This is a genomic window from Mesorhizobium sp. WSM4849 (assembly GCF_055811385.1).
In genome coordinates this window covers 1-26,019 of sequence record NZ_JBVVPW010000048.1, presented here as the reverse complement: position 1 = coordinate 26,019, position 26,019 = coordinate 1, and the positions used below count along the sequence as shown (strand labels likewise).

The following is a 26,019-nucleotide window of genomic DNA, read 5'->3' as shown; positions in this document are numbered from 1 at the left end:
GATTCGGGTCACCTGATGCATCCAAGACTGCTCAAGACATTCCTCGCGGTTGCGCGGTGTCGAAACATCACCCGTGCGGCCGAGGAGATCCACCTCGCGCAATCGAGCGTGAGCGATCAGATCCAGACGCTTGAAACCGAGCTTGGCACGGCCCTGTTCACGCGGTCGAGGCAAGGCCTGCAACTGACGCTGGCAGGCGACACGCTGAAGCGCTACGCCGAAGAGATTCTGATGCTGGCCGAAGAGGCACGGGCTGCCGTGGACGCCAGTGCCGGACACGCTGCCGGATCAATGACGATCGGCGCGCTGGAGACGATCGCCTCGGCGAAGCTTGCGCAATGGCTTCCGGATTTCCAGGCCTCACATCCCGACATCAATCTTCGGCTGAAGGTCGCGGGCAGCGGCGATCTGCTGCGGAAGCTGGAAGACGACGAGATCGATGTCGCCTTCTGCTTCGACAGGGATGGTTTCGAGAAGGGCGCCCTCGACGAACGCCTCGCCAGGCGGACTATTTCGGTGGAACCATTGATCCTTGTCGTCCCACCGGGGGAGGCAGCGATGAGAGGCGACCTTGCGGCACTCGGCAGCATGCGCTTCGTGGTCACCGAAGCTGGATGCGTCTATCGCCACCTGTTCGACAAGGCTTTTGCCGAGGCAGGCCTTGCATCGCCAAAGCTTGCCGCCGAAGTCGGCAGCATCGACACGATCGCGCGCCTGGTGTCGGCTGGTGCTGGCCTTGGTCTGGTTCCTCGTCTGGCGGTGGTCGACGCGCTCGATCGTGGCGAGATCATCGAAATGCCCTGGCCGGGTGCGGTCCGGACGGCATGCCTCGTCATGATCTGGCGCCGCAGGCGGGTCCAGCCACCAGCGTTGAAACTGCTGCTGGCGGCCGCGGGCGACAAATTCGCGCCGATCAGGCCAGCCGGTGCCCACCCTCGACATGTAGTGTCGTCCCTGTCGTGAAAGCGTTGCCTATCAAAAAGCAGATAGCGTCGGCGATATCGTCCGGTTGTCCGACCCGCCCAACCGGCAGCCGGTCTGCCATCGCACTCAGCGTGTCATCCTTCTTGTCGCCGGCAACGAAATTCCAGATCGGCGTGTCGACCCAGCCAGGCGACACCGCGTTGACCCGGATGGGCGCCAGTTCGATGGCGAGCGCCCGCACGAGCCCCTCCAGCGCCGCGTTGACGGCGGCGACGACCGAGCCTCGCGCCGCCGGCCGGTAGGCCGCAATGCCGGACGTGAAGGTGAGGGAGCCCGTGGCTGAGAGCATCGGCGCGCCATGTTTGGCCAAGAGCAACGGCCCGTAGAACTTGCTTTCAACGACCCTCTGGGCCGCCTTCAGCTCGAGCGCGGGCAACAGCTCATAGGCGCCTTCGATATCGGCTGCGGTGCTGACGATATGGTCGAGCCGGCCGATCCGTCTGAACAAAGCGGCGACCTGGTCCTCCCTGGCGATATCGACCGCGACGGTGTTCAGCGCGGCAGGGTTGCCCAACTCCTCGCGGGCGCACTTCAGCCGGTCCTCATTGCGCCCGGCGATGACGACCTTGGCGCCAGCCGCGAGACACCGCCTTGCCAGCGCCAGACCCATTCCCGAGCTGCCGCCGACGACCAGAACTTTGCTGTTTGTCATATCCGCCATCCTTCGTTTCCACAGACGACCACTTCGGCGGGTAAGTCGCAGGCCTGGGCTCGAAGTGGAAACGGAAGAAATCGATAGTGCCATCGGAAAATCCGATGCACGACGGGACGCTGCCTCACTCGCCGCAGGCGCTGAAGCCGGTTCCGGGGTTCCACTCCGCGAAGGGGATGATTTTCCCTTCGACAGACACCGTCGCGTGCTCGGTGGTGCCGTCCGGCCGCATCTTGCTGCTTTTGCCCTTGCCGGTCAAAACATTGTAGTCGCAGTCACTTGCGACATTGTCCTCAAGGTAGTCGTGATAGTCATAGGCAAAGCCGGCGACGATGAAGGCGCCGTCGCGGTAAGTGAGCGTCAGCGTCTGGTTGGTCCGCTTGCTGCCGACCGGCATTGCCGGCAGATACAGTTTGATCGAGCCGTTGGGCAGTGCGGTCAGCTCCGGCTCGGTGTCGGAAGCCTCGTAGCCCGGCCTGTCGTAACCGTTCCACTCCCCGTAGATCTGCTCACGCACGATGCCGGCAGGTTTGAGAAAATTGGCCTCGCGGTCCCTGAGGAAGAAGTACATGTCCATCGGGTCGCTGGGCTTGGTCTCGACGATCATCACCAGATCGACGGCGCCGTCGCCATTCCAGTCGCCGGTCAGCGCGGTGATGACCTTCTGGGTTTCGATCGGTTCCGCCAGGGCCATGGTTGGCGCCAGCAGCATCAGGCCGAACATCATTGCTCGCATGGCAATATCCCCCAGTTGACGCCCGCCGTGTCTAGAGCGGGACCGTCGCCGGGTTATTACATCACGATGCGAAGGTCCGCCATGGGCGCCGCGGGACAGCGACGCTGCCAATCTCCCCCCTCGTGGGGGAGATGCCCGGCAGGGCAGAGGGGGGCGCTGTCCCGCCGGCCTTCAACCCTTTGCAACTGCACCTCATGTCAATTCTCGGTTGGTCATGAGGTAACGAGACGATGGCGATCCTTCGCGCCCCCCTCTGTCCTGCCGGACATCTCCCCCACAAGGGGGGAGATTGGCAGCTTCGCTGTCCCGCCAGCCTTGCAACAAGGCCACTGTTGCTCCATTCGATCGGAGCTGAGCGCGACAAGGAGGAAACCGATGACGACCGCAAAAAGGCAGGCCCGCTGATGGCGCCGGTTAAGGTCGATCCCGCCAAGGTGCGCGAATTCGGGGATGCCGAAAGCTTCTACACCTGGCTCGGCCAGCACCACGACACCGAGACAGAAGTCTGGATCAAGATCCACAAGGTCGGTTCGGGGCTGCCTTCGATCACGCCCAAGGAGGCTATCGACGTCGTGCTGTGCTGGGGCTGGATCGATGCCGTGCGCAAGGGGCTCGACGACAAGAGCTATTTGCAGCGCTACACGCCGCGCGGCAGGAAGAGCACATGGAGCCAGATCAACGTCGACAACGTCGCCCGGCTGATCGAGGAGGGCCGGATGACCGAGCATGGGCTCAAACAAGTCGAGGCGGCGAAGGCCGACGGCCGCTGGGCGCGCGCCTATGGAAGCGGCAAGGACATGAAAATCCCCGACGATCTCCAGGCGGCAATAGACGGCGAGCCCAAGGCCAAGGCGATGCTGGCAACGCTCAGCGCGCAAAACCGTTTCGCGCTCGCCTTCCGCATCCATAACATGAAGACCGAAGCCGGCCGCAAGAAGAAGATCGCAGCGTTCGTCGAGATGCTGAAGCGCGGCGAGACGATCTACCCGCAAGGGAAGAACTAGCTTATTGGCGATTAGGCGCCGCCTGCCCGATGGACCGCCTGATAGCGCACGGTCACCGGGGAGCAATCGCCGCCGTCAGGCCGCTCGCTTCGGTTCGATCGCAAACGGGCTGAGCCCCAGCCAGGCCTGCATCTTCCTTGCGATGTCCTGGTTGCCTGTCAAGGCGAGCTTCGCTCCGGCCCGCTCGACCGTGATCAGCCCCATCCAGATTTCGGTCATCTTGTGCAGGTCGGTCGAGACGTACAGGTCGACATCGAACCCCGGATCGTACCAGCACAGATCGACCTCGCCGTGCTTTTCGATGATCAGCCACCACGAGCGCTTGGACGCCGGTAGCTCCTGATACAGAAATTGTATCACTGTTCGCCCGTCTGGCAGCGGGGAGGGGTTCAGATTGCGCCGCATATCCCACATCAGCAGCGACGGATCGAGGTTTTTCAGGGATAGCCGGGACTCGACCCATTTCTGCCCCCAGAAACCCATCGCATCGACGACGGAACGCAAATCTCTGCCCGCCTCCGTCATCTGGTATTCGAAGATGCCCTTCTCGCTGCGCACCTCCTTGCGCTCGACGATCCCCGCCAGCTCGAGTTCCTTGAGCCGTTGCGACAGAAGGGTCGGCGACATTTTGGGGACGCCGCGGCGCAAGTCGTTGAAGCGGGTCGATCCCGCCACCAGTTCGCGAAGCAGCACCATGGTCCAGCGGGTGCACAGCACCTCGGCGGCCATCGACAGCGGGCAGAACTGTTTGTATCCGGACTGGGCCATGATTGCGGTCTCTCCCTCCAACTAGGCCCGGACCATAGGCCTTCCCTGACAGCGCGGCGAGTACAGAAACTGTATCAGCCCAGTTCAGTTCGCGGACTGGCTGGCGCGGGCCTTGTCATGCGAGCCCTTTGGCCGGTGCACGGGATAGCCCTGTGCGCCCAACCAGGAGACATGACCCATGACCGCTTACATCATTGCAGACATCAAGGTGAAGGACCCGCAGTGGATGCCGGCCTACGCCGCTTCAGTCCACGACCTCGTTCACAATCATGGCGGCAGATACCTGTCGCGCAGCGGCAATGTGAAGACGCTCGAAGGCAAGCCGCTCGACACGACCCTGATTGCCTTAATGGCGTTTCCATCCGAGGCGGCGGCTCGCGCCTTCACCAACGATCCTGCCTACGCGTCCTTCGTGTCGGCCCGTCAGCGCGGCAGTGACAGCCGTTTCCAGTTGATCGACGACACCGATCTGGCTGGCACGATTTCCTATCTGCCGAAGGGATGACGAGCTTTGCGGGACGACGAGCTTTGCCGGCATTCGATGCGTCGAATTCCGAACCAACCAGCAAGAAGAAGTCGCAGGTTTTTCCGGCCAAATTCAGGCCAGGCTCTGTGCTTTGATCTCAAGAACGGAATGAATATGATAAACTATCTTTGCAATAAGCTTCTCATGGCCGGCGCCGTCCTGTCGGTCTGCACCGCATTCGCGCAGGCTCATCAGGAGGCCGGTGCGTTGCCTGGCGCCAATCCGCTTGCCGACAAGGTGCGTGCCGCCGATAGCCGTTTTCTCGATGTTTCGGTCGCCGTCGCCGAGGGCTATTCGCCCATTCCCTGCGCCAGCGGCATCACCGGCGGCGCCATGGGCATCCACTATGTCAACGCCGAATACTTGAAGGACGACAAGATCGATCTCGCCCGCCCTGAAGCCGTCATGTACGAACCGATGGCCGATGGAACGCTGAAGCTGGTGGCGGTCGAGTATATCACCTCGAAAGGCCCGGCCTCGCTGGACGGGCATCTGTTCAACTTCAACGGCGCGCCCAATCGCTACGGCCTGGGTGCTTTCTACGAACTGCATGTCTGGGCCTGGAAGGGCAACCCGACCGGCACTTTCGCCGACATGAACCCGAACGTGTCGTGCGACCCGACGGTCGCCCCAAGCCAGTAGGCGGTCAGGCCGGGCGGCGCTACTGCCGCCTGGCCGTTCGGTCTCCTCCCGCTGGCCTTGAAGCCACGTCCGGCTCCTCCATTTAGTTCGCAATAGCGCAACTTTCCGAGGAAGCGCCAGGAGTTGCTGGCCTCCGACAAACCAGAGTGGCCGCCCGTCCGGTTTTGGCGGGCAGCCTTAACAATCGAGCGTCTTCCTCGTTGTCAGACGAAGGGAGAACCAAAAATGGCAAAGGTCGTTTGCGTCCTCTATGACGATCCGGTTGACGGTTACCCGTCAAATTACGCACGGGATGGGCTGCCAAAGCTCGACCGCTATCCCGGCGGCCAGACGCTTCCCACGCCGAAGGCCATCGACTTCGAACCGGGCGTTCTGCTCGGCAGCGTGTCGGGCGAACTCGGCCTGCGGCCATATCTGGAAAGCGCCGGGCACAGCCTGGTCGTGACCTCGGACAAGGACGGTCCCGACAGCGTTTTCGAACGCGAGCTCGGTGACGCCGAAATCGTCATCTCGCAGCCGTTCTGGCCGGCCTATCTGACCAAGGAACGGATCGCCAAGGCAAACCAACTGAAGCTTGCGATCACCGCCGGCATCGGGTCCGATCATGTCGATCTGCAGGCCGCGATGGATCGCGGCATCACCGTCGCCGAGGTGACCTACTGCAACTCGATCAGCGTGTCCGAGCATGTGGTGATGATGATCCTGGCGCTGGTGCGAAACTACATCCCGTCCTACCAGTGGGTGATCAAGGGCGGCTGGAATATCGCCGACTGTGTCGCGCGCTCCTATGATGTCGAAGGCATGCAGATCGGAACCGTCGGCGCCGGCCGTATCGGCAGCGCGGTGCTGCGCCGGCTGCGGCCGTTCGACGTCACACTGCACTACACCGACCGCCACCGCCTTCCCGAGGCAGTCGAGAAGGACCTCGGCGTGACCTTCCACCCAGACGCCGCGTCCATGGTCGGCATCTGCGACGTGGTGACGATCAATGCCCCGCTGCATCCGGAGACGGAGAACCTGTTCGACGAGGCGATGATCGCCAGGATGAAACGCGGCGCCTATCTGGTGAACACGGCGCGCGGCAAGATCTGCAATCGCGACGCCGTCGCCCGTGCGCTGGAGAGCGGTCAGCTCGCCGGCTATGCCGGCGACGTCTGGTTCCCGCAGCCGGCCCCCAAGGACCATCCGTGGCGATCGATGCCGCATCACGGCATGACGCCGCATATTTCGGGATCATCGCTCTCCGCCCAGGCACGCTATGCCGCCGGCACGCGCGAAATCCTGGAGTGCTGGTTCGAAGGCCGGCCGATCCGCGAGGACTACCTGATCGTCGACGGCGGCAAGCTGGCCGGTGCCGGCGCGCATTCCTATAGTGCGGGCGACGCCACAAGCGGTTCGGAAGAGGCGGCGCGCTTCAAGGCCAAGGCGTGATCCGACAGAAGTTTGAGGCATTTGCCCGGCGCGTACCCCCCACCCTAACCCTCCCCACAAGGGGGAGGGAACGCTGCCGCGCGCCTTTACTTTCCTTTTGGCGCGCCGGAAGGCAGGCAATTTGCCGAGGTCAGCGCCAACGGAAGTCTCCTCCCCCTTGTGGGGAGGGGTTAGGGTGGGGTCCTCTTCGCAAGAAGCCATATGCGATTGCCCTGCCAAGTGGGGAGATTGGCCGTCCACCCCAGCCGCTACGCAGTAACGGTTTCTTCTTTGCTTTTGCCGCACAATGGCCGCGACGGGGCAGGCGAAGTCCAGGGCATGGCTGACAAGAAGAATCGCAACGGAGAGTTCTGGGAGCTGGCGCTCGAACGCGCGCATCTTGGCGTCTGGGATTGGGATCTCAGGAGCGGCGACTGTTTTTACTCGGCGATGTGGTCGCAAATGCTCGGCTATGGCGAGGGTGAGCTCGTCGAGGCGAGCGATCTCTGGCTGCAGCTGACGCATCCCGACGATCGCGAGCGGGCGGTGGCCAGCGGCGAACGCCACATTACCGGCCTGACCGATTCGATCGAGACCGAGCTCAGGCTGAAACACAAATCCGGTCACTGGGTATGGGTTCTCGATCGCGGCGGGGTGGTCGAACGCGATGTCGAAGGCCGGCCGGTCCGGCTGATGGGCGTCCAGACCGACATCAGCAAGCAGAAGCAAGCGGAAGCAGAGCTCGAACAGGTCAATGTCCGGTTTCGCCTGGCATTGGCCGCCAGCGGCACCGGCATCTGGCATCACGATCTTGCCGCACGCAAAAGCTACTGGGACGAGCGCACGCGGGAAATCTTCGGGCTTGTCGCCGAAACCGACGAGGTGTCGCAAGACCTCTGGCACAGCTATCTGCATCCGGACGACAGGGCCGACGCCGAGCAGGCCCACCTGGCGCCGCTGCAAACCCAAAAGGTCGTCGCCGTGCAATACCGCATCATCAAGCGGGACGGCGACATCAGACATGTCGAATCGCTGATACGGTTCATCGCCGACGCCCAGTCGTCGGGCCAGATCCTGGGCACGGTGCGCGACATCACCGAGGCCAAGCAACGCGACCAGGAACTTGCCCATGCGGCCCGCCATGACGCCCTGACCGGCCTTTTGAACCGCGCCGCATTCGACCGGCTGCTGGCCCAGCATATCGCAACAGCGCGCCCGCTCGCGGTGTTCTACGTCGACCTCGACTATTTCAAGGCCTTGAACGACTTCGCCGGTCACGCCGCCGGCGACCTTGCACTTAAGCGCGTCGCCGAGCGCATTCTGGGCTGTCTGCCGCCGTCGGTGCATGCCGCGCGCCTCGGCGGCGACGAGTTCGCGCTGCTGGTGCCTGACTGCGGCGCAGCGCAAGCCGAGCGTCTCGCCGGCGCCGTTCTCGCGGCGGTTCGCGATGCCGACCTCGGCTCGACGGCGGCGTCGCGCAAGCTCGCGGCCAGCATCGGCATCGCCTTTGTCGCCGATGAGAATACCGCAGTGGCCGACGCGCTCGCCTGCGCCGACGACGCCTGCTATGCGGCCAAGGCCGCCGGGCGCAATCGCTTCGCGGTGTTCTCCCCTGAGACAACATCCGGGGGCCTCAATGCGGCGCGGCTGGCGGCCGACACCGTCGATGCCATGGAAGACGGAAGGCTGAAACTGTTCGGCCAGGAAATCCATCGCCTCGGACAACCCTGGCAAGAGAACCGCCATGTCGAGGTCCTGGCGCGGCTCGCCGGGCGCAACGGGCGGCTGATCCCGCCGGGCGAGTTCATCCCGGCGGCGGAGCGGTTCGGCATTGCCTCGCGGCTCGATCGCTGGATCATCAGGACGGCGCTCTCGCTGCATGGTCCGGCGCTGAAGTCAGGGGCGCTCACGCTCGGCTTCAACCTGTCGGCACAGACGCTGAGCGATCCGCAGCTTTGGGATTTCGTCGACGCCGTCATCGATGAGACCGGGGTGCCGCATTCCGGCATCGGCTTCGAGATCACGGAAACCGCCGCGGTCACCAATTTCACTGCTGCCGAAGAGTTCGTCCGCAAGGCGCGCGAGCGGCGCTGCCGCGTCAGCCTCGATGATTTCGGGGCGGGCATGAGCTCGTTCGAATATCTCCGCCGCTTTCCCGTCGACACGATCAAGATCGACGGTTCCTTCATCGAGCATATTGCGGAGAGCCGTTTCGACCGCGAGATCGTCTCAGCCATATCGGGCATAGCCAGAAGCCTCGACTGCTCCGTGGTGGCGGAGAAGATCGAAGAGCAGGATGCGCTCGACATCCTCAGGGATATGGGCGTTGCCTTCGGCCAGGGATTTCTGCTGCACCAGCCGGAGCCGCTGCAAGCGATCGTTACGCGGGCGAGCGCGCGAGCGGCTTTGCCAGCTGGACGGCGAGCGTAGCATTCGCTGGCCGGATGCGAGGCTGCAGGACCCCTCGGATCAAGCCTGAGGGCATGCTTTTGGGCGACATGATTAACGGCCGCGAGAAAGTCTGGAAACAGTTCCGGCGCTCACACCGCGCGAGTTGGTCAGGGCTTTCCCGGCGGGCGATAGCGGACCGACTTCGCCTTGCCGAGGGCTTGCATCGTTTCTTCGACGCTTAGGAGAACGGTGGTCTCGTACGAGCTGAGCGCTCCTCCCGCACCAATGGCAAGCGCGACGGATGCCATCGAAACGTTGTCTGGCGCCTCCCACAGATTCCAACCGTCGTGCTCTCCGAAGGCGTACCAGAACCCGTGCAGCTTTCCGCCCACCGACTCGATGTAGGTCCGGGCTGCCTCGCGTCTATCCTCGGGGTTTTCGATCAGGCGCGCCCAGGTCTCGGGCGTATAGCTGAATCGTGAGAGATACATGGGCATGGTTCGCCTCCAGGCCGATCCCGGCGGCTCGGCGTCGAGGGATCGAGGGGGGGACTGGCGCCGAGCCTAACCGGCTTGGGTAGTTCACCGGCTGACAAAATATGCGCTCAAGCTAACATAAGCGCAACATCATGAATCGGCCCTCCGAGGTCGATCAGGCCGATCTTGAGGGCAGGGTTTTCCAACCTGTCAGGACTTTAGGCATTGCAAGCAGGTCTTCGCCAGTTGGCAATGGACGAAATGTCTTGCCATCGCTTCAAATGCTGCGCGCCGGCCGGCGCCGTTCGGTCTTCTGATCACCTGAAAGGTGGTAAGGCTGGATAAGCACTTCCGCCGGGATGTGCCAATTCTTGTGGATCTGGTGCACCATATCCATCGTCAGCAAGCGCTTTCTGTTCAAGATTTCCGAGGCTCGTGAAGCCGAGCCGATGACTTCGGCAAGGGCCACCTGCTTCAGGCCGGCCATTTCCATATGTGCGCGAATGGCCGTGACAGGGTCCGGCGCCTCGATCGGATAATGCCTGGTCTCATAGGCTTCGATGAGGTCGGCGAGCACATCGAAACGGTCGCCGTCGGGGGAACCGATCTCGGGCTCGTTGTCGAAATATCGGGTGATCTCAGCGATGGCCCAGTCATAGTCAGCTTCGGTTTTGAGGGGGCGAATGTTCTTCATCACACGGTTTCCGCATCTATCTTGTCATATTCGGCATGGGTGCCGACGAATTTGATCAGCACCCGCTTGTAGGCGTAGCTGACATGAACGACGACCCGGTACTTGTTGCCGGCGATGTCGAAAATCACACGGTTGTCCCTGACGAAGTCTACGTTCGCGCCGAACTGATTCTTGATGTCAGCGGAGGTCTTCCATTCGACCTTGTCGACCGCCAGATACCAGGCGGTCAGCGGCCCCTTCGCCTGAGGGTGCCCAAAACAGGAACCGAGGGCATGGTCAAGCCGTAGTGACGATCCGGCCGCGGTGTTGATCCGGCCGCGGTGATGGTCCCGGTCGACGCCGCCGCCGGATGCGGATCAGGCGTTGCGGCTCGCCATATGCGCATCGAGCTTCCTTCTCGAAGGCCCGTACCGCTTGATGATGGTCGCGGCCTCGCTTGGCGGTATGCCGTATTTTTTCGCAAAAGCCGCAACGTCGTAAGGCTCCTCACCGGAGGCCGGTTTGCGGTCCTGCTTGGTCTTGGATTTGTCGTCGGCCATGTCGTCCTCCGTCACGTCAGGTGGTTATAGGGTTCCTCGGTCGGCCCGACCACCTTGCCGGTGAGGCACACCGGTTCGATCGGTTGCCTGGCGCGGGCGATGCTGGTTCCCGCTCATGGACTCGAACCACGATTCACGCCTTCAAAGGGCGCTGTCCTACCATTAGACGAAGCGGGAATAGAGGAAGTGGACGCTGTCTAACACTTTCTCATCCGCGCATGAAGCCGCTTCATGCCGTCATCTGCGTGAGCGCGAGAATACCGCCTTTGCAGCAGGACCTTGTAGAGATAGGAGCAATCGCCGTGATTAAAACCGACCTCCGCGACGTCTACCGAGACTACATTGCCTGCCTGAATAAGCAGGACTGGCCGAAGCTGGGACAGTTCGTTGATGATGAGGTGATCCACAATAGCCGGCGGCTCGGCTTGTCAGGTTATCGCGAAATGCTGGAGACAGACTTTGCTGAAATCCCGGACCTTTCTTTCAACGTCCGGATGTTGATTTGCGATCCGCCTTATATAGCGAGCCGGCTTGACTTCGATTGTACCCCGAAAGGAACATTCCTCGGCCTCCCTGTAAGCGGGAGGAGAGTTTCCTTTGCCGAGAATGTTATCTATGAATTTCGCGACAAAAAGATTGTACAAGTATGGTCTGTTATAGACAAGGCGACTATCGAAGCTCAGCTTTAGTGTGTCGTTCCACGTTCCGATATGAGCCACGATATGAACAATGGCAGCTGCCTGTCTACCGCCTGTCAAGGACCCGGCCTTGACGCCTGAACACGCTGCCCCAGATTACGCGGCGGAGTTTCAGATATGCGATACGACTGGCAGGGGCGCAAATTCCTGGAACGGCATTTCGGCATTGTTATTGCAATTGGCCTGGTTGCAGGGCTGTCGGCCCTGGCCGCGCTGGGCTACACGCCTTAGAGACTGTTTGGAAACTCTACTCCGGCGGCCATCTGATGGCGTTTTCTGCGCTTCCGGTGCTCACGGACCAGCGCATGACCCCGGAAACCGATTTCGGTTTCCGGTAAGGATCATGCGCAAATGCAATGTGTTAGAGCGTCCTTTGCGCGTCCAATTGGACGCGCAGCGCTCTAATGTCCGCTGCGCGCCGGTTCTCGAAACCACCACCATATGACTCGCCAGAGCGAATTTCGAAACAGTCTCTTAAGCCTCGGATTTAGCACCCAAATCCCTAATGTAAGCGAAAAGTAACGGTGCCTCGCAACCAGACCGGCGCCACGTGCATTTCAGTGCATGACGATGTTTCGCCCCGATATCCCTGCAAAATGCTGCGCTTATTGCGGCGGGCGCGACCATGACTACGAGAACTGCCCGAAGTGGAAAGCTGACGCCGAACAGCAGAGAGCGAGGCGCCTCGCCGCACTCAGCGGACAGAGCGCTTCAGCTTCGCCGGCTTGCGCAAATCATCGTCTACCGTCTGCTAGCCCGGACCTTGCGCGCCTAGGCCGGCTGCGGCCTTAGGAAGCGAGCGTCCGCTGGATCGCTCACCTTAGCGAAGCAGGCCTTGGCCGCCTCCCGTCTGTTCCATGAAGGCCCGCAGCAGTTCCATTCCTGTTGTCCATTCGCCGAGGCCGCTGTCGCCATTGATGTGGCCGAACGGTCCGGCGACATGCAGTTCGCTGCCCCATTGGCCGGCTTTGGCCGTGACAGAGTCCAGCGAGCCATAGGGATCGTTGGTGCTGGCAACGGCCAGCGAGCGAAAACGAAGCCGCTGTTGCGGGGTGCCGGCGAAGCGGTGCGCGACAGAGGGAAAGGCTGACGCCGCCGGATCAGGAACCGCGACCAGGAATGCACCGCTGACGTCGCGGCCCGAGATGCGCTGCCAGTGCGCGACCAGCAGGCAGCCGAGGCTATGAGCGACGAGCACGGGCGGTGTCTTGGCCTCGGACACCGCGGTCTCCAAGGCAGCGACCCAGTCGTCGAAATCCGGCAGGTCCCAGCTTGCCGGCGTGAATCGCCGCATGGCCGGGTTCACCCGCTGCCAGCGGGTCTGCCAATGGGCCTCGCCCGACCCGCCAATGCCCGGCACGATGATGAAGTCAGTCATGGGAAGCCTTGTTTCTCGTGGAATCCTCACCTGGATTCTAAGACTTTCCCTGGCCAGTGGAATGAGAGATCATCGGAAAAGAGTGGCGAATTCCGATGGATTGAAGGTTTCGATGCAGAACGGCATTTATCGTCCAAAACTTGATCCCACCGATGTGGCGATCGTCGAAGCCCTGCAGGAGGACGGCCGGATCGGCATTTCGGAGCTCGGCCGGCGCGTCGGCCTGTCCCAACCCGCCACCTCGGAGCGGGTCAAGCGGCTGGAGGAACGCGGCATCGTCGCCGGCTACAAAGCGGTGATCGATCCGGCAGCACTCGGGCTCGGCACCATGGCCGTCATCCGCCTGCGCACCACGCATGAGCACATCCAGGCCTGCCTGAAAAAATTCGCGCAATTGCCTGAGGTGATCGAAGTGCTGCGAGTGACGGGCGAGGATTGTTTTCTGGTCAAAGTCGTGGTCCCGTCGCCGCCCGACCTTGAAAGCATCGTCGACACAATCGGCCGATACGGCGCGGTGACGACAAATGTGGTATTGCGGGCCGAGCCACCGAAACGGCTGGGGCGGGAGCTGATGGCGAGCGGTGACCGAAGCGCCGCCACCTGACAGAGCTCTGAAAAAAGAGCGCTGGACGGATTTCATTAGGGCGGGCGCCTCCGCGCTGCCGACCCGTTATCGCTTCTGCGTATGCCCAACGGCATTGGCGAAAGAAATGTCGCCCTTGATCTCGCGCATGGCCATCGAGGTGATCGTCCGACGCACGCCGGGCAGGCGGCTGAGCTCGACGCGCAGCATCCTGTCCAGCGCCATCATGTCGACCGTCACGATCTGCAGGAGATAGTCGGCCTCGCCTGTCGTGGCGTGGCAGCGCCGGATCAGCGGGTGCGCCTGGACTGCGGCCTCGAAGGCTTCGGAAAGCTCGAAATCGATCGACACCTGGATGAAGGCTTCGATGCCGAAGCCGAGCTTTGCCGGGTCGATCCGTGTCGAGTAGCCGCGGATGATGCCGGCGTCCTCCAGCGCCTTGACCCGCTTCCAGCACGGCGTCTTGCTTAAGCCGACCTCGTCGGCGAGCACCGCGAAGGAGGTACGCGCGTCGCGTTCCAGCGCTGCGACGATCTTCCGGTCGAGGGCATCCAGCATCAAACGTTCTCCAGGACGGCGCCATGAATGGAATTTCGTCCTTCAATTCTCGCTATTTGAATAACAGAAGGGAACAATATTCAAGCCAAGAGCGCTTATTCTCCAGCCTCGGACCGAACAGATGCCCTGAACCGACGGGCCGGGCAAAGGAGCAGCTGCCATGCACAAGCCGGATTATTACGCCCGCATCGAAGCGCCCGAGATGCGCGACTACGGCGTCTACCTCCAATGCGACAAGCTTCTCGCCTGCCAGAAGCCGCTGGCCGAGATGGTGAATGCCGACGAGCTGCAGTTCCAGATCGTGCATCAGGTCGAGGAGCTGTGGATGAAGCTCATCACCTACACGCTGGTCGATGTCTTAGACTTCCTCGAACAGCAGAACACGCATCGCATCGTCACGCTGATGGGGCGCGTGCATCGGCTGTTGCGCATGATGACGGCGCAGCTCGATCTGCTCGAAACCATGTCGCCCAAGGAATACCAGGAGATTCGCCTGCAGCTCGGCAATGGCAGCGGCCAGGAATCGCCAGGATTCAAGCTCTTGCTGCGCATGCCGCCGGACCTGTGGCGCGCCTTCCAGGCGTCCTATCTCGATGGTCGCGGGCTCTCGGTCGAGGATGTCTACGATAGCAGCTATGATCACGGCGACAGCTATGTCGTCGCCGAGGCGCTGATCGAATTCGACGAGCTGTTCCAGAAATTCCGCGCCAATCATCTCTACCTCATCCACCGTTCGATCGGGCTGGGCTCGAAATCGCTGAAGGGCCGGCCGGTCGAACTGCTGCAGGCCGGCGCCCTTCATCGCTTCTTCCCGGAGCTGTGGGACATACGCTGCGACATGACCGACCGCTGGGGCAGCCAGTATGGGACGGTGCGGGATTCGATCAGCCACCCGGAGACGAAGGTAGGATAGTCCTAGGCTTGGATTCCTCGCCCCGTGCGAAGCGGGGGGAGAGGTGGCCGCCCACGGGTCTTGCCTTTGGCAAGCCCGAGGACAGGCTCCGCGGACGGAGAGAGGGGTCTTTCATTGCGGGCGCAGTCCCCCTCTCCGTCGCGGCTTCGCCGCGCCACCTCTCCCCCACTTTCGTGGGGGCGAGGAACCCAAGTCCTGCAAAGGCATGCCCACGGGTCGCTGATCCCAGCCAGGGTTCTCGGGGATGATTGTCGGGTTTGCGGCTGGTGTATCGTCCTTGGGGCGAAACCCGTCGCAACCCCGGAGGACATCATGTCGTTGGAACCCGCTCAATCATCCGTTCAATCGCCGTGGCAGATCGCTGCCATACTCATCGCCCGCCTGATCTTCGCGGCCGTCTTCCTGATGGCGGTGACCTTCAAGTTCACCGACATGGGCGCCACCGCGGGCTACATCGCCGCCGCCGGATTTCCGTTCCCGCTATTTCTGGCCTGGTGCGCGGCCCTGCTCGAAGTGGTGCTGGTGCTGTGCTTCCTGACCGGCGCTTTTTTCACACCGGCCGCGCTCGTTGCCGCCGTTTACGTCATCTTCCTCGGCTTTGCCTTCCACGGGCCTTCGCGCTGGGCCGGCAACCAGGCCGAGTTCGGCTTCTTCGTCGATCATTTTACTTTCCTGGCCGGGCTGCTGTTTGCCGCCGTGCATGGGCCGGGCCGCGTGCTGACGCTGAAGCTTGGGTCTGCAAGCTGATCGAACCTCGGCTGGCAAGCGGCGTTCCCGACACGGGGACGGGGAGGCGATCGCGGCATCACATCTGGTCGTTGTAAGGTTCCTTCATCTGGCCGACCATGCGCGCCAGTTTCGAGAACGACGGCATGTCCGCCTCCGGCTGACACTGATTGGCCAGTTCCAGCAGCCGGATCGGGAAGTTGACGGCATCGCGGCTCGACGCCGACATGCCTTCGGACCGCTCCTCGCTGGTCTCGCTGGCTTCGGCCTTGCGCAAGGCGATGTCTATCTCTTCGACCGTCAGCACGCCCTTGCGGACAAGGACCTGGTTGATCGCTGCGACGGCCATCAGCAGGCCCTCGAGTTGCAGATTGGCGACATTCATGGCTTTGCTCCCATTGGCAAAATTGCAAACGCGCGAACGCCGGTTCCGATCCGGACAGCTGCAGCATATCGCGACGGGCGGCCGAATTTTAGGCCGGCCCACGAGATTTCGCTTGCTTTGTGACGGCAGCTATGCTAGGAATATATTCATGGTGCTGATTTGCGCCAACGACCCGCCCGCCGAGGCGGGTTTTTTGTTTCAAGCCCTTTCGAACGTTCGCTGCCTGTGTTGCCGATATCAAATGTCGGCGGGACAGCGCCCCCCTTTGTCCTGCCGGACATCTCCCCCACTTGGGGGGAGATCGGATGTCACCTCGGCTTTCGCCAATCACCAGCATCGCAGGAATAGGGACCGCGCTCGAACCGCCAATCTCCCCCCAAGTGGGGGAGATGTCCGGCAGGACAGAGGGGGGCGCGAAGGATCGCGACGCTTCCCGTAACGAATACTGCACCACCAGAGCCCCCCATGTCCAAGCGTTACGCCACCATCATCACCGACGATGACGGCCGCGAGGTCGTCAGTGCCATCGGCGAATTCGAAGGCGCGCCCGATGTGCGCAACCGCAGGGTCGAGCAAGTCGCGGCCGGTGTGCGGATCGGCATGGTCCGAGGCGGCCGGCGGCTTTGGGTTTCCGCAAGCGGGCGTCAGCGCCGGTGCGGTGAGCATCGCCAGGGCGGCGCTTAAAGCCGCGTCAGGCGCCGGCAAGTCCGGCAGCGCGGCTGGGGCAAAGGGCGATGCGGCAAGCCGGCCGCGGAAGCCAACGTCTGCAAAGCCCGGCAAGCGGGCGCGCAAGAAACCTACGCGCCCGGCCAAGAAAACAGCGAAGCCGGCGGCGGGATGATGGGGTAGGGCATGGCCGAGGATTCTTTCGACGACGAACCGCCTGATGTGACGGAACGGCCCTCCGGCCGGCCGAGGCGGGCGAAGAAAACGCTGGCCGATGGTTTTCTGGAAGCCATCCGCGCCGATTTCCGGGCGCATGGCGCCGGCGTCATCGCCGAGGTCCGTACCGAAAAGCCCGACCAGTATCTGAAGATCGTGCTGTCGGTGCTGCCCAAGGATTTGCACGTCAATATCAACAGTCTGGAAGCACTGAGCGATGACGAAATCAGGCAGCGCATCCGCGGCCTCGAAGCCGTCCTCCGGCCATTTCTCGGCAAACCGGGCCTCGGGAAACCGGGCCTCGCAAAACGGGGCCTCGACGGCGAAGACCGAGTATCTGGGCCTGCTCAGGGAATTGGACCGGAGGCGGCGCACTAACCAGCTTGCCGCCTATCGGCCCTATCTCAGGCAGGCCGAGTTCCATGCGGCGGGCGCGACCAACCGCGAGCGGCTGTTCATGGCCGGCAACCAGCTCGGCAAGACAAGGGCCGGCGGTGCGGAATGGGCGATGCACCTCACCGGCCGCTATCCTGAGTGGTGGCAAGGCAAGGTTTTCGACACCGCCGTGCGGCTATGGGCGGCCGGCATCACCGCCGAGGGCACGCGCGACAACCCGCAGCGCATCCTGATCGGCCCGCCGCAGCAGCCGGCGGCGTGGGGCACCGGCATGATCCCGGCCGACGCCATTCTCAGCACCATCATGGGGCGCGGCGCGCCGCATGGGCTGGACAGCGTCGTGGTGCGCCATGGCGGCGGCGGCGATGTCCAGGCCGATGAATCGGTGCTGTCGTTCAAGAGCTATGAGAAGGGCCGCGAGAAATGGCAGGGCGAAACGCTGCACGGCGTCTGGTTCGACGAGGAACCGCCGCTCGACATCTATTCCGAAGGCCTGACCCGCACCAACGCGACAGGCGGCATCACCATCGTCACTTTCACGCCGCTGCTCGGCATGTCGGAGGTGGTGCTGTTGTTTTTGTCGGCGGGGGAGGTGGAGGGAATGGGGAGGTGACTGGTTTTTGGGAAGGAAGCTCTCGCTTCCGCTCACCCGTTGCGTTCCTTCGCGCCCCCCTCTGTCCTGCCGGACATCTCCCCCACTTGGGGGGAGATTGGCAGCTTCCGCGTCCCGATTGCCTACAACCGTTGGAGATTGGCGAAAGCCAATGCGACATCCAATCTCCCCCCTCGTGGGGGAGATGCCAAATTTTGGCAAAGAGAGGGCAGGACAGAGGGGGGTGCTGTCCCGCCATCCAAAAAGTCCTTGGCCAAACAACACCATACGTCCGGCGCCTCCCAACATGATTCAAGTGCGAGGGCGAAGAAATGACCCGCCACGTCACATTCATGACCATCGACGACGCAGAACATTATACGCCGCAGCAGCGCGCCGCGATCATATCAGCCTATCCCGCGCATGAGCGCGAGGCGCGGGCCAAGGGCATTCCGGTGCTCGGCTCCGGCCGCATCTTTCCGGTGCCGGAAGAGCTGATCGCCTGCGAGCCGTTCCGGCTGCCGCGCTACTGGCCGCGGCTCGGCGCGCTGGATTTTGGCTGGGACCATCCGTCGGCAGCGGTCGAGCTCGCCTGGGACACCGAGGCCGATGTCGTCTACGTCGCCAAAGCCTGCCGCGCGTCACAGCAAACGCCGGCCATGCAGGCGCTGACCTTAAAACCGTGGGGCGAATGGTTGCCCTGGGCATGGCCGCGCGACGGCCGCCGCGAGACGCTGGAAGGTGCGGGCGTGGCACTTGCCCGGCAATACGCGGCACATGGGCTCAACATCCTGACCAGCCATGCGCAGTTCGCCGACGGTTCGGTGTCGGTCGAGGCCGGGCTGATGGAGATGCTCGACCGCATGCAGAGCGGCCGCTTCAAGGTGTTTTCGACGCTTTTGCCTTGGTTCGAGGAGTTCCGTCTCTATCACCGCAAAGACGGCCAGGTGGTGAAGCTGCGCGACGATCTGATGGCCGCGACACGCTACGGCGTGATGATGCTAAGGGAAGCCGTGGTCGACCCGGCGGAGTTCAAGACGGTGCGGCGAAAGGCGGGGCAGAGTGATCCGCTGGGGGCGTTTCGGTGACTCGAAGGCAACCACATACCATGATCGCCTCATGACCGTCCGCATCATCCCCGCCACGTTGCGCGACCTCTCCTACATCGCCGCCAACCTTCGCCCCGAAGACCGGGCTGAGATCGACTGCCAGTTTGACGACTGGTCGCCGGCGCTGCTGGCGCTGACGGCGCTGCAGGGGTTTGCCTATGTCGCCGCGCTAAACGGCAATCCGGAAGCCGGCTTTGGCGCCGCCGAACAGCGCGGCGGGTTGTGGATTGCCTGGAGCTGGGGCACGCGCCGCATGAAGCGCTGCGTGCCTGGTATTACCGAGTTCTTTCACGCCGTGCTCGGGCCTGACGTGGCCGCGCGCGGTGCTTTCCGCGTCGAGGCGCGGGCGCTGGCCGCCAATGAATTGGCGCTGCGCTGGCTCGCCCGGCTTGGCGCCACGCAACGCTGCCGCCTGCCGGGTTACGGCCGCAACGGCGAAGATTTTTTGCTCTACGACTGGACAAGAGAAAGCTGGAACCATGTGCCTTTTTCAAAAGCCGCCGGCACTGAAGCCGCTGCCACCGACACCGACCATTGCCGACAAGGACGTGCAGGCGCGCGAAGCCGCACTCAGGGCTGAACTCGAGCAGCGCCAGGGCACCGCCGGCACGGTCAAGACCGACCTGTCGCCGAGCGAACTCACCGGCCAGCGACGCGTGCTGCTGGGGGTGTGAGGTGGGTGCGATGGAACGCACGTTCAGGAACCGGGGCGGTTTGCCCTGGTGGACTTGGCGGCGGCTGGCGAGATTGGTGAAGCGGCGAGGATAATCTCCCCCCCTTGAGGGGGAGATGGCCGGCAGGCCAGAGGGGGTCGGCGCGACCGGACGCGGCCTCCTGCGGCAGACCAAGGTTGGCGCTTTACGCGCGGCGTCTGTCGCCTTCGGCGACATCTCCCCCTCAAGGGGGGAGATCGCTCTCACCGCGGTTTGCGCGCAAACGCCCACACCATCAGCGGGTATTCCTCGTCGTTGCTGAGGTCGCGCCATAGGCCGTAGGCGCGCACTGGGCCGCCGATATGGGCTTTTGCGCAGGCCTTGTTGCCCCAGCTGAACACCTGGATTTCCGCCTGGGGGAAGCCGCCTTCGACCAGCACCTGCTTGAGGCCGGCGGCGGTCCAGCGGTTGTAGTCGTGCGGCCTGGCATGCACCCTGAACAGGAACGGTGTCGCCACCATCGCCCAGCCGCCCGGCCGGGTCATGGCATGGATATTCTGTACCGCGGCGAGCGGGCGCTGCACATGTTCCAGCACCTGGTCGGCGATGACGACGGAATATTGCCGGTCGGTGCGGTCCTTGCAGATGTCGAAGTCGGGGAAATCGACCGACGTATGGTTGGAGCACATCGTCTTCCAGTGGCGGTTCCAGCCGGGCGAGATCTCGATCACGTCAGAGGATTTGCGGCCGCCCGCCTCAAGAAACGCGGTGAACGCCTCGATCTGCCTGATGCGCAGCCAATTGCGGGAATCGTAGCCGAGCAGCCGCTTTGCGACCTGCTTGCTTCGCCTCTTCAGGGCGCCGGGTAGGCTTTCCGTCATTGTCAAATCGATCTCCTTAAATCCCCGCCGCGCCCCGTTGAACATCGCAAAAGCGAACAAAATTCGACCTGGCCTTGGCAATATCTGGGCTTCGAACAGGCTGATACCACCAAAGAAAGAATGCCATGACGAGCGATTCCCGCGCCCACGATATCCTGTCGCGACAGGCGGAACTCGAGACAGAGCGCAGCCAGTATGAGGCTGTCTGGGAGGCGGTGTCGGAATTCTGCGACCCCGACGCGCCCGATGTCTGGAGCGGCCGCCGGCAATCCGGCGCGGCGACGCAGGCCGAGCGGCAGGAGCGGCGCGGCGCCCGCGTCTACGCCAACACCATCAACTCGGCTGCAAACCGGCTGGCCGCCGGGCTGGAAAGCCTGATCATCCCGCAGTCGGAAAAATGGCACGGGCTGTCGACCGCCGCCATGAATGACGAGGAGACCGACGAAGAGAAGGAATGGGCGGAGGCGCTTCGCGATTTCCTGTTTGCGCTGCGCTATTCCGCCAATTCGAATTTCGTGCCGGCGACGCAGGCCTGCCTGCGCAACGTCGTGCGCTACGGCCCGGCCTATCTCTACGCCGAGGAGGGCTTTGGCGGCACGCTGATCCGCTATGCCTCGATCCCGGTGGTCGAGGGCTATCTCTGCCGCAACCGCTGGGGTCAGGTCGACATTTTCCACCGCCGCTACGAGCGCACGGCGCGCCAGTCGGCGCAGCTGCTCGGCTATGAGAAGCTGCCGGCGCGGATCAAAATGCTGGTCGACGACCCGGCCAAATGCGAGACCAGAATTTCGCTGATCCAGTGCATCCAGCCGCGCGACGAGCGCAAGATGTACCGGTTGGGCGGATCCTACCAGTATCTCGACACGGCCTTCGCTTCCTATCACGTCATCGAGGACGAGGAGGTCATCGTCAGGGAGAGCGGTTTCCGCTCCTTCCCGGTGTCGTGCTTCAACTGGCGCCGCTATGAGGGCGACCCCTATGGCATCTCGCCGACCATCGAGGCGTTGACCACCGTGCGCGAGGAAAACGCCGTGCGCCGCTCGGGCCTCAGGGCGCTGCAGCAGATCACCGATCCGGCGACCGCGTCGAAGGCACGGCTCGACTATGTGCCGGTGCTCAATCCCGGCGAGAACTATCCCGGCCTGATCGACGACAATGGCCGGCCGCTGATTGCGCCGATCGCTGTGGGCCAGAACCCGACCTATGCATTCGACTACGCGGAAAGCCGGGCCGAGGAGATCCGCGACATGATGTTCGTAAACCTGTTCCAGACGCTGGTGCAGAACCCGCAAATGACGGCCACGGAAGCGCTGATCCGGCAGGAGGAGAAGGGCGCGCTGCTCGGGCCCTCCGGCTCGATCATCCAGGCCGGCTTTGCCGCGAATCTCGACCGCGAGCTCGGTATCCTCGAAGACAAAGGATTGTATGAGGAAGACAGCCGGTTCCTGCCGCCGGCGAGCCTTGCCGGCAAGGCGGTGCGGCCGACCTTCACCGGGCCGCTCGACGTGCTGCGCCGCTCGGCCGAGGCGCGCGACACCATCCAGGTCGTCACCACCGCCATGCAGATGGCGCAGTTCGACCCCGGCGTCATGGACAATATCGACGGCGACGAGGCGCTCAAGATCGTGCAGAGCGCTGGCCGCAGCCCGCAGCGCATTTTTCGCCGCCAGGATGAGGTGGCTGATATCCGCGATGCCAGAGCCAAAGCTCAAGCCGCGCAGGCCGGCATGGCGGCGATCGCCGCCGTCGGCAAGGTGGCCAGGGATGCCGTGCCCGCCGCCGTGCAGGCGCGTGACAGCGGCCTGCTCGACAGTCTCAGCGGGCTGATGCCGCAGGTCGGCGAGGGCGGCGCATGAGCGGCAAACGCTTCGCCCATTCGAGCCAGGCCGGCGGCCCGGCCAAGGCGCAGGACGCGCTGACCAAGGCCTATCTCAGGGTGTTCTCAGGCCAGGACGGCGAGATGGTGCTGGCCGACCTGACGGCGGCGACCGGCTATTACCGCCGCCCGTCCTATGGCGAGTGGCTGGCCAAGACGAAGACGCCGAACGGCTTCGAACTGCACAGCGCACTGAGCAATGCGCGCGCCGAAGTGGTGCAGCACATCATGGGGTTCCTGACGCTGGACGATGAGCGGCTGGCGGCGCTGGAGAAGGCGGCAAGATTGGAGGGGAGATAGGGGTGATGAAACTGCCTTATGGCTAAGTCTTGCTCAAATCTACGGTGATCCGCATCGGGCTGGTTTTGACGCCTGGCGGCCAACACTTCTGGACCGATTTCGAAAGTTGCTGGGCGGCTTCCGCCGCCGCCTCCGAATGTGGATCAAAGGATACAACGGTAACCGACTTGACTTTGCCGACCTTGTCCAAAGTCACCTCGAAAGTGGCTTTGACGTGATTGTCGACAGCGGCCACCGGCAAGACCAGGCAATCGCCGATCCGCTCAACACTGACAGCCTGTCTGGCGTGTGCGGAAACCGAACAAACGACCAGCAGCGAAGTCATCAAAAATCGCATTGTCGCCCCCTTGGATAGCAGACGATAGCGTCTAACCGCGCTGAGGGTAAGGATCAAAACCATCGGGTAGACCGCGCGACGCTGAAACTGCGTCCCTCGCCCCGTTTACGGGGAGAGGATGCCGGCAGGCAGGTGAGGGGCGGCGCCGGCATTTCAGAACTTTGCGCTGCCCCTCATCCCCCTGCCGGGACCTTCTCCCCGTATAGTGACGGGGAGAAGGGGCTACGCTCAATAATTGCCGCGGTAGTAGCGGTCGTCGCAAGGTGCGGTGTAGATGCGGCCGTAGCGATCCTGATAGCGGCAAAGCTGTTCGCCGCGCCGCTGCGGCGTCGTCGCGCTGCCCACGACGGCCCCCAGCAGGGCGCCGCTGGCTGCACCGATAACCGTGCTCTTGGTGTCGCGGCCCAGGGCCTGACCGACCAGAGCGCCGCCAGCGCCGCCGACCAGGGCCCCCGTGGTGGCTCTTTGCTGGCCTTCGGTCTGTGCACATCCTGCCAGCGCGGCAGTCACAAGCAGGGCGGCAATGGCTTTGTACATGGTCATCGTCTGATACTCCGTTGAAGCCTATGAACTAATACACTGGCTGGTTTTGCCAAGTGTTTGCCAAGTGCGGTCGCATTGCGGCGGAACAGCGGCAACCACTTGTCACGAAATGAGACATGGTTTCTTTCGTCTTGACGGTGAGTGCTTCCGACTCGGAAAGATCATAGTCAAACAAGTCGATGGAGTCAGGCTCTGTCGAAATGAATCAGGCTGCGGCCGCAACGATTCGACCCGCCCAGCCGATCCCTCAGATCCAAAAGCAAAAAAGCCGGGCTGAACCCGCCAGTGTCTTTCCATTTCCAAACAACAAAAGGAATATTTCTCATGACAGATCTGGCAGACGCCGGGTCCGTGGTGGCTTCACCACCGGCGGGCAACCTTGCACGGCCACCGGCCGCCGGGGACAACGGGTCCGCCCCGCCGGCTGCAGAAAGTTGGTTTGACGGTCTTTCCGAAGGCAACCGCAAGCTCGCTGAAACCAAGGGCTGGACCAAGCCTGAAAGCCTCGATCGGGTTTTCACATCCTATGCGGAGCTGGAACAGCAGCAGGGCGAAAGCCTCCGCGTTCCCTCGGCGGACGCGCCTGGGGAAGACTGGGACAGGTTCCATGCCCGGTTGCCTGAGGCGATGCGTCCGCTGACATCGCCCGACAAGGTCGAGTACAGGCGCCCCGACGGGCTTCCCGAAGACTTCGCCTATTCGGACGAGCTCGCCAATGCGTCCAAGACCTGGGCGGTCGAGGCCGGCGCCACGCCGAAGGTGGCGCAGGCCTATCACGACCGTTTCGTCGGCTACATGGCCGAGCAGGCCAAGGTGCAGCAGATCGCCCTTGCCCGTTCGGTCGAGGCCACTCACGACGACCTGGTCAGGGAGTGGGGACCGACCGACAGCGACGGCTTTCGTAGGAGATTGGAGGTCGCCAACCGGGCGATGAAAAAGCTCGGCCTGGTCGACGCCTACAAGGCGAAGGGCATCCTCCTGCCTGACGGCGCCTTGACCGATCCGCAGATCGCCAAGGCGTTCCACGCCGTCGGCGAGGCGATGTTCAGGGAAGACACGATCGACGGCGGTGCGGCTTTGAGCGGAGGCAATCCGTTCAAGCGCAACGCCGCCGGCGAACGCAACCTGACCGATATCTCAGCCCTCGTCAAAAGCGATCCCGCCCGCGCCCGGCGGCTGGCCCGCGAGGCCGGCGAAAACCCCGACCTGTGGATACCGAATAACCCCCTCTAAAGCTGTGTCGATATTCAGGTGATGCCGGCCTGCAAACGACGGCTCTCTGCGCTTCCGGTGCTCACGTACCCAAAAGTACGCTCCGCTCCGGTTCTCGAAAGCCATCGTTTTCGGCTCGGCCTGACCTGAATCTCAACACACCTTCTCCGCCCATCAACCCCTGAAGGAAAGAAAAATGGCAGACGCCTATACCCGTATCGCGGACGCGATCGTTCCGTCCGTCTATGCACAATACTCGTTCGAGGAGCACGTCCAGTCGCTCGAGATCTACCAGGCCGGAATCCTGTTTTCCGACCCGGCCATCGCCTCGAAGCTCTCCATGGGCGGGCGTTCCGTCGACATGCCCGGCTGGAAGGATCTCGGCAATGATCCGTCCGAGCCGGTCAATGACGATCCGGCCGACTCGATCGAGTTGAAGAAGATCGGCGCCCGCCGCGAGGTCGCCGCCCGCAATGTCCGCGCCCAGGCCTGGGGCATCCCGGACCTGACCTCGATCCTGGCCGGCGACGACCCGCAGAAACTCATTGTCCGCCGCCAGACCGACTACTGGCAGCGCGCCAACAAGCTGACGCTGCTCGGCATCCTGAAGGGCGTGGTGGCCGACAACCTCGCCAATGATGCCGGCGATCTGGTGCGCGTCACCGGCGCGTCCATCGTCGACACCGACATCATCGAGGCTGCCTATCTGATGGGCGACCGCGCCGACAAGTTCAAGACGATCTGGATGCACTCCAAGCAGATGAAGGCGCTGAAGCTCGCCGACCTCATCGACTATGTGCCGCCGTCGGAGCAGGGCGGGCCGCTGATCCCCTATTACATGGGGCTGCGGGCCGTCGTCGACGACGACATTCCGGTCGCAGCTGGCGTCTATACGGCCTTCATGTTCAAGGACAAGGCGATCCTGTGGAACGAGCTGCCGGTCAATACCGAAGGCGGGCCGCTGGAGTTCGACCGCAAGCCGCGCCAGGGCCATGGCGGCGGCGTCACCGAAATGGTCGGCCGCCGGCATTTTGTCCCGCATGTGCCCGGCACCCGCTTCCTCGACGCCTCCTCGGCCGGCGAATTCGCCACCGATGCCGAGCTGGCGCGCGTTCGTGGCAGGGCTCAAGCAGCGCGGGCTCGCCGGCGTCGAGTTTGTCGTCTCCGACGACCAT

At 63.1% G+C, this 26,019-nt stretch carries 32 protein-coding genes, 1 tRNA gene and 1 pseudogene; 20 read left to right on the top strand and 14 right to left on the bottom strand.

Features of this window, described 5'->3' with window-relative positions; translation table 11 throughout:
• Positions 1-15 precede the first annotated feature (15 nt).
• The gene (locus AC0L3L_RS33410) at positions 16-963 is read left to right on the top strand and encodes a LysR family transcriptional regulator (RefSeq protein WP_473641481.1); all 948 of its coding nucleotides are present in this window, start codon (positions 16-18) and stop codon (positions 961-963) included.
• On the opposite strand, the gene AC0L3L_RS33405 is transcribed toward AC0L3L_RS33410, so the two are convergent.
• Both AC0L3L_RS33405 and AC0L3L_RS33400 read right to left on the bottom strand, forming a co-directional pair.
• Positions 914-1,645: an SDR family oxidoreductase gene (locus tag AC0L3L_RS33405; protein ID WP_473641479.1), complete on the bottom strand. Its 732-nt coding sequence runs from the start codon at positions 1,643-1,645 to the stop codon at positions 914-916. The genes AC0L3L_RS33410 and AC0L3L_RS33405 overlap by 50 nt on opposite strands.
• Positions 1,646-1,760: 115 nt before the next feature.
• Complete coding sequence (locus tag AC0L3L_RS33400; RefSeq protein ID WP_473488211.1) at positions 1,761-2,372, bottom strand: hypothetical protein; 612 nt, start codon at positions 2,370-2,372, stop codon at positions 1,761-1,763.
• 404 nt (positions 2,373-2,776) lie between these two features.
• On the opposite strand from AC0L3L_RS33400, the gene AC0L3L_RS33395 reads away from it, so the two are divergent.
• On the top strand, positions 2,777-3,376 hold the full coding sequence (locus AC0L3L_RS33395) for a YdeI/OmpD-associated family protein (protein ID WP_473488231.1): 600 nt from the start codon (positions 2,777-2,779) through the stop codon (positions 3,374-3,376).
• A gap of 75 nt (positions 3,377-3,451) precedes the next feature.
• On the opposite strand, the gene AC0L3L_RS33390 is transcribed toward AC0L3L_RS33395, so the two are convergent.
• Entirely contained in the window at positions 3,452-4,144 is a 693-nt protein-coding gene (locus tag AC0L3L_RS33390; protein ID WP_473641477.1) for a winged helix-turn-helix transcriptional regulator, read from the bottom strand.
• 178 nt (positions 4,145-4,322) lie between these two features.
• Between AC0L3L_RS33390 and AC0L3L_RS33385 the strand changes: the two genes are divergently transcribed.
• The 4 genes from AC0L3L_RS33385 (at position 4,323) to AC0L3L_RS33370 (ending at position 9,152) form a co-directional block, all read left to right on the top strand.
• On the top strand, positions 4,323-4,649 hold the full coding sequence (locus tag AC0L3L_RS33385) for a DUF1330 domain-containing protein (RefSeq protein WP_473488209.1): 327 nt from the start codon (positions 4,323-4,325) through the stop codon (positions 4,647-4,649).
• 165 nt (positions 4,650-4,814) lie between these two features.
• On the top strand, positions 4,815-5,312 hold the full coding sequence (locus tag AC0L3L_RS33380; RefSeq protein WP_473641503.1) for a hypothetical protein: 498 nt from the start codon (positions 4,815-4,817) through the stop codon (positions 5,310-5,312).
• A 225-nt stretch (positions 5,313-5,537) separates the two neighbouring features.
• The gene (locus tag AC0L3L_RS33375; protein WP_473488207.1) at positions 5,538-6,743 is read left to right on the top strand and encodes an NAD-dependent formate dehydrogenase; all 1,206 of its coding nucleotides are present in this window, start codon (positions 5,538-5,540) and stop codon (positions 6,741-6,743) included.
• Between the two features lie 318 nt (positions 6,744-7,061).
• Positions 7,062-9,152, top strand: a complete 2,091-nt coding sequence (locus AC0L3L_RS33370) for an EAL domain-containing protein (protein ID WP_473488206.1) — start codon at positions 7,062-7,064, stop codon at positions 9,150-9,152.
• Between the two features lie 128 nt (positions 9,153-9,280).
• Here the strand turns inward: AC0L3L_RS33370 and AC0L3L_RS33365 are convergent, their stop codons facing one another.
• The 5 genes from AC0L3L_RS33365 to AC0L3L_RS33345 form a co-directional block, all read right to left on the bottom strand.
• Positions 9,281-9,610: a GYD domain-containing protein gene (locus AC0L3L_RS33365; RefSeq protein WP_165848547.1), complete on the bottom strand. Its 330-nt coding sequence runs from the start codon at positions 9,608-9,610 to the stop codon at positions 9,281-9,283.
• Between the two features lie 256 nt (positions 9,611-9,866).
• A complete protein-coding gene (locus AC0L3L_RS33360; RefSeq protein ID WP_473641475.1) occupies positions 9,867-10,283 on the bottom strand; it encodes a helix-turn-helix domain-containing protein in 417 nt (138 codons plus the stop codon).
• Positions 10,283-10,594: a type II toxin-antitoxin system HigB family toxin gene (locus tag AC0L3L_RS33355; RefSeq protein WP_473641501.1), complete on the bottom strand. Its 312-nt coding sequence runs from the start codon at positions 10,592-10,594 to the stop codon at positions 10,283-10,285. The genes AC0L3L_RS33360 and AC0L3L_RS33355 overlap by 1 nt, the downstream gene beginning before the upstream one ends.
• Before the next feature lie 45 nt (positions 10,595-10,639).
• Positions 10,640-10,822, bottom strand: a complete 183-nt coding sequence (locus AC0L3L_RS33350; RefSeq protein ID WP_292192306.1) for a DUF3606 domain-containing protein — start codon at positions 10,820-10,822, stop codon at positions 10,640-10,642.
• A 103-nt stretch (positions 10,823-10,925) separates the two neighbouring features.
• Positions 10,926-10,999: transfer RNA gene (locus tag AC0L3L_RS33345), tRNA-Gln, on the bottom strand.
• A gap of 125 nt (positions 11,000-11,124) precedes the next feature.
• Here AC0L3L_RS33345 and AC0L3L_RS33340 point away from each other — a divergent pair.
• Positions 11,125-11,511 (top strand): ester cyclase, encoded by a 387-nt coding sequence (locus AC0L3L_RS33340; RefSeq protein ID WP_473641474.1) that lies wholly within the window; start codon positions 11,125-11,127, stop codon positions 11,509-11,511.
• Between the two features lie 829 nt (positions 11,512-12,340).
• Here the strand turns inward: AC0L3L_RS33340 and AC0L3L_RS33335 are convergent.
• Entirely contained in the window at positions 12,341-12,898 is a 558-nt protein-coding gene (locus AC0L3L_RS33335) for an RBBP9/YdeN family alpha/beta hydrolase (RefSeq protein WP_473641472.1), read from the bottom strand.
• A gap of 112 nt (positions 12,899-13,010) precedes the next feature.
• Here AC0L3L_RS33335 and AC0L3L_RS33330 point away from each other — a divergent pair, with 112 nt between their 5' ends.
• Positions 13,011-13,502, top strand: a complete 492-nt coding sequence (locus AC0L3L_RS33330) for an Lrp/AsnC family transcriptional regulator (RefSeq protein ID WP_473641470.1) — start codon at positions 13,011-13,013, stop codon at positions 13,500-13,502.
• Between the two features lie 66 nt (positions 13,503-13,568).
• Here AC0L3L_RS33330 and AC0L3L_RS33325 read toward each other — a convergent pair whose 3' ends face one another.
• Positions 13,569-14,039, bottom strand: a complete 471-nt coding sequence (locus tag AC0L3L_RS33325; protein WP_095490689.1) for an Lrp/AsnC family transcriptional regulator — start codon at positions 14,037-14,039, stop codon at positions 13,569-13,571.
• A 160-nt stretch (positions 14,040-14,199) separates the two neighbouring features.
• Here AC0L3L_RS33325 and AC0L3L_RS33320 point away from each other — a divergent pair, with 160 nt between their 5' ends.
• Together AC0L3L_RS33320 and AC0L3L_RS33315 are read left to right on the top strand one after the other, a co-directional pair.
• On the top strand, positions 14,200-14,952 hold the full coding sequence (locus AC0L3L_RS33320; RefSeq protein ID WP_473641468.1) for a tryptophan 2,3-dioxygenase family protein: 753 nt from the start codon (positions 14,200-14,202) through the stop codon (positions 14,950-14,952).
• Positions 14,953-15,264: 312 nt separating this feature from the next.
• The gene (locus tag AC0L3L_RS33315) at positions 15,265-15,699 is read left to right on the top strand and encodes a DoxX family protein (RefSeq protein WP_473641466.1); all 435 of its coding nucleotides are present in this window, start codon (positions 15,265-15,267) and stop codon (positions 15,697-15,699) included.
• 58 nt (positions 15,700-15,757) lie between these two features.
• Here the strand turns inward: AC0L3L_RS33315 and AC0L3L_RS33310 are convergent, their stop codons facing one another.
• Complete coding sequence (locus AC0L3L_RS33310; protein WP_473550816.1) at positions 15,758-16,063, bottom strand: hypothetical protein; 306 nt, start codon at positions 16,061-16,063, stop codon at positions 15,758-15,760.
• A gap of 465 nt (positions 16,064-16,528) precedes the next feature.
• Between AC0L3L_RS33310 and AC0L3L_RS33305 the strand changes: the two genes are divergently transcribed.
• The 6 genes and pseudogenes from AC0L3L_RS33305 (at position 16,529) to AC0L3L_RS33280 (ending at position 19,716) form a co-directional block, all read left to right on the top strand.
• The gene (locus AC0L3L_RS33305) at positions 16,529-16,747 is read left to right on the top strand and encodes a hypothetical protein (RefSeq protein WP_473641465.1); all 219 of its coding nucleotides are present in this window, start codon (positions 16,529-16,531) and stop codon (positions 16,745-16,747) included.
• Positions 16,748-16,915: 168 nt separating this feature from the next.
• Positions 16,916-17,323 (top strand): hypothetical protein, encoded by a 408-nt coding sequence (locus AC0L3L_RS33300; protein WP_473641463.1) that lies wholly within the window; start codon positions 16,916-16,918, stop codon positions 17,321-17,323.
• Entirely contained in the window at positions 17,301-17,954 is a 654-nt protein-coding gene (locus tag AC0L3L_RS33295) for a terminase large subunit domain-containing protein (RefSeq protein ID WP_473641461.1), read from the top strand. Before AC0L3L_RS33300 ends, AC0L3L_RS33295 begins: the two co-directional genes overlap by 23 nt.
• A 317-nt stretch (positions 17,955-18,271) precedes the next feature.
• Positions 18,272-19,021, top strand: a pseudogene (locus tag AC0L3L_RS33290) (phage terminase large subunit family protein); the annotation flags it as partial.
• 31 nt (positions 19,022-19,052) lie between these two features.
• Positions 19,053-19,622: a hypothetical protein gene (locus AC0L3L_RS33285; RefSeq protein ID WP_473641459.1), complete on the top strand. Its 570-nt coding sequence runs from the start codon at positions 19,053-19,055 to the stop codon at positions 19,620-19,622.
• Positions 19,591-19,716, top strand: a complete 126-nt coding sequence (locus AC0L3L_RS33280) for a hypothetical protein (protein WP_268929659.1) — start codon at positions 19,591-19,593, stop codon at positions 19,714-19,716. The genes AC0L3L_RS33285 and AC0L3L_RS33280 overlap by 32 nt, the downstream gene beginning before the upstream one ends.
• Positions 19,717-19,958: 242 nt before the next feature.
• Here AC0L3L_RS33280 and AC0L3L_RS33275 read toward each other — a convergent pair whose 3' ends face one another.
• Positions 19,959-20,576 (bottom strand): methyltransferase domain-containing protein, encoded by a 618-nt coding sequence (locus AC0L3L_RS33275; protein ID WP_473641456.1) that lies wholly within the window; start codon positions 20,574-20,576, stop codon positions 19,959-19,961.
• Between the two features lie 125 nt (positions 20,577-20,701).
• Here AC0L3L_RS33275 and AC0L3L_RS33270 point away from each other — a divergent pair, with 125 nt between their 5' ends.
• Together AC0L3L_RS33270 and AC0L3L_RS33265 are read left to right on the top strand one after the other, a co-directional pair.
• Positions 20,702-22,432, top strand: coding sequence for a portal protein (locus AC0L3L_RS33270; RefSeq protein ID WP_473641455.1), 1,731 nt, complete (start codon positions 20,702-20,704; stop codon positions 22,430-22,432).
• Positions 22,429-22,752, top strand: coding sequence for a Bbp19 family protein (locus AC0L3L_RS33265; protein WP_473641453.1), 324 nt, complete (start codon positions 22,429-22,431; stop codon positions 22,750-22,752). Before AC0L3L_RS33270 ends, AC0L3L_RS33265 begins: the two co-directional genes overlap by 4 nt.
• 22 nt (positions 22,753-22,774) lie before the next feature.
• On the opposite strand, the gene AC0L3L_RS33260 is transcribed toward AC0L3L_RS33265, so the two are convergent.
• Together AC0L3L_RS33260 and AC0L3L_RS33255 are read right to left on the bottom strand one after the other, a co-directional pair.
• Positions 22,775-23,077 (bottom strand): hypothetical protein, encoded by a 303-nt coding sequence (locus AC0L3L_RS33260; RefSeq protein WP_473641452.1) that lies wholly within the window; start codon positions 23,075-23,077, stop codon positions 22,775-22,777.
• 240 nt (positions 23,078-23,317) lie between these two features.
• Complete coding sequence (locus tag AC0L3L_RS33255) at positions 23,318-23,632, bottom strand: YMGG-like glycine zipper-containing protein (RefSeq protein ID WP_077382798.1); 315 nt, start codon at positions 23,630-23,632, stop codon at positions 23,318-23,320.
• A gap of 324 nt (positions 23,633-23,956) precedes the next feature.
• Here AC0L3L_RS33255 and AC0L3L_RS33250 point away from each other — a divergent pair, with 324 nt between their 5' ends.
• Entirely contained in the window at positions 23,957-24,865 is a 909-nt protein-coding gene (locus tag AC0L3L_RS33250) for a hypothetical protein (protein ID WP_473641450.1), read from the top strand.
• Positions 24,866-25,040: 175 nt separating this feature from the next.
• Positions 25,041-26,019: Coat protein (locus tag AC0L3L_RS33245; RefSeq protein ID WP_473641448.1), on the top strand; the 979-nt coding region annotated here is incomplete at its 3' end.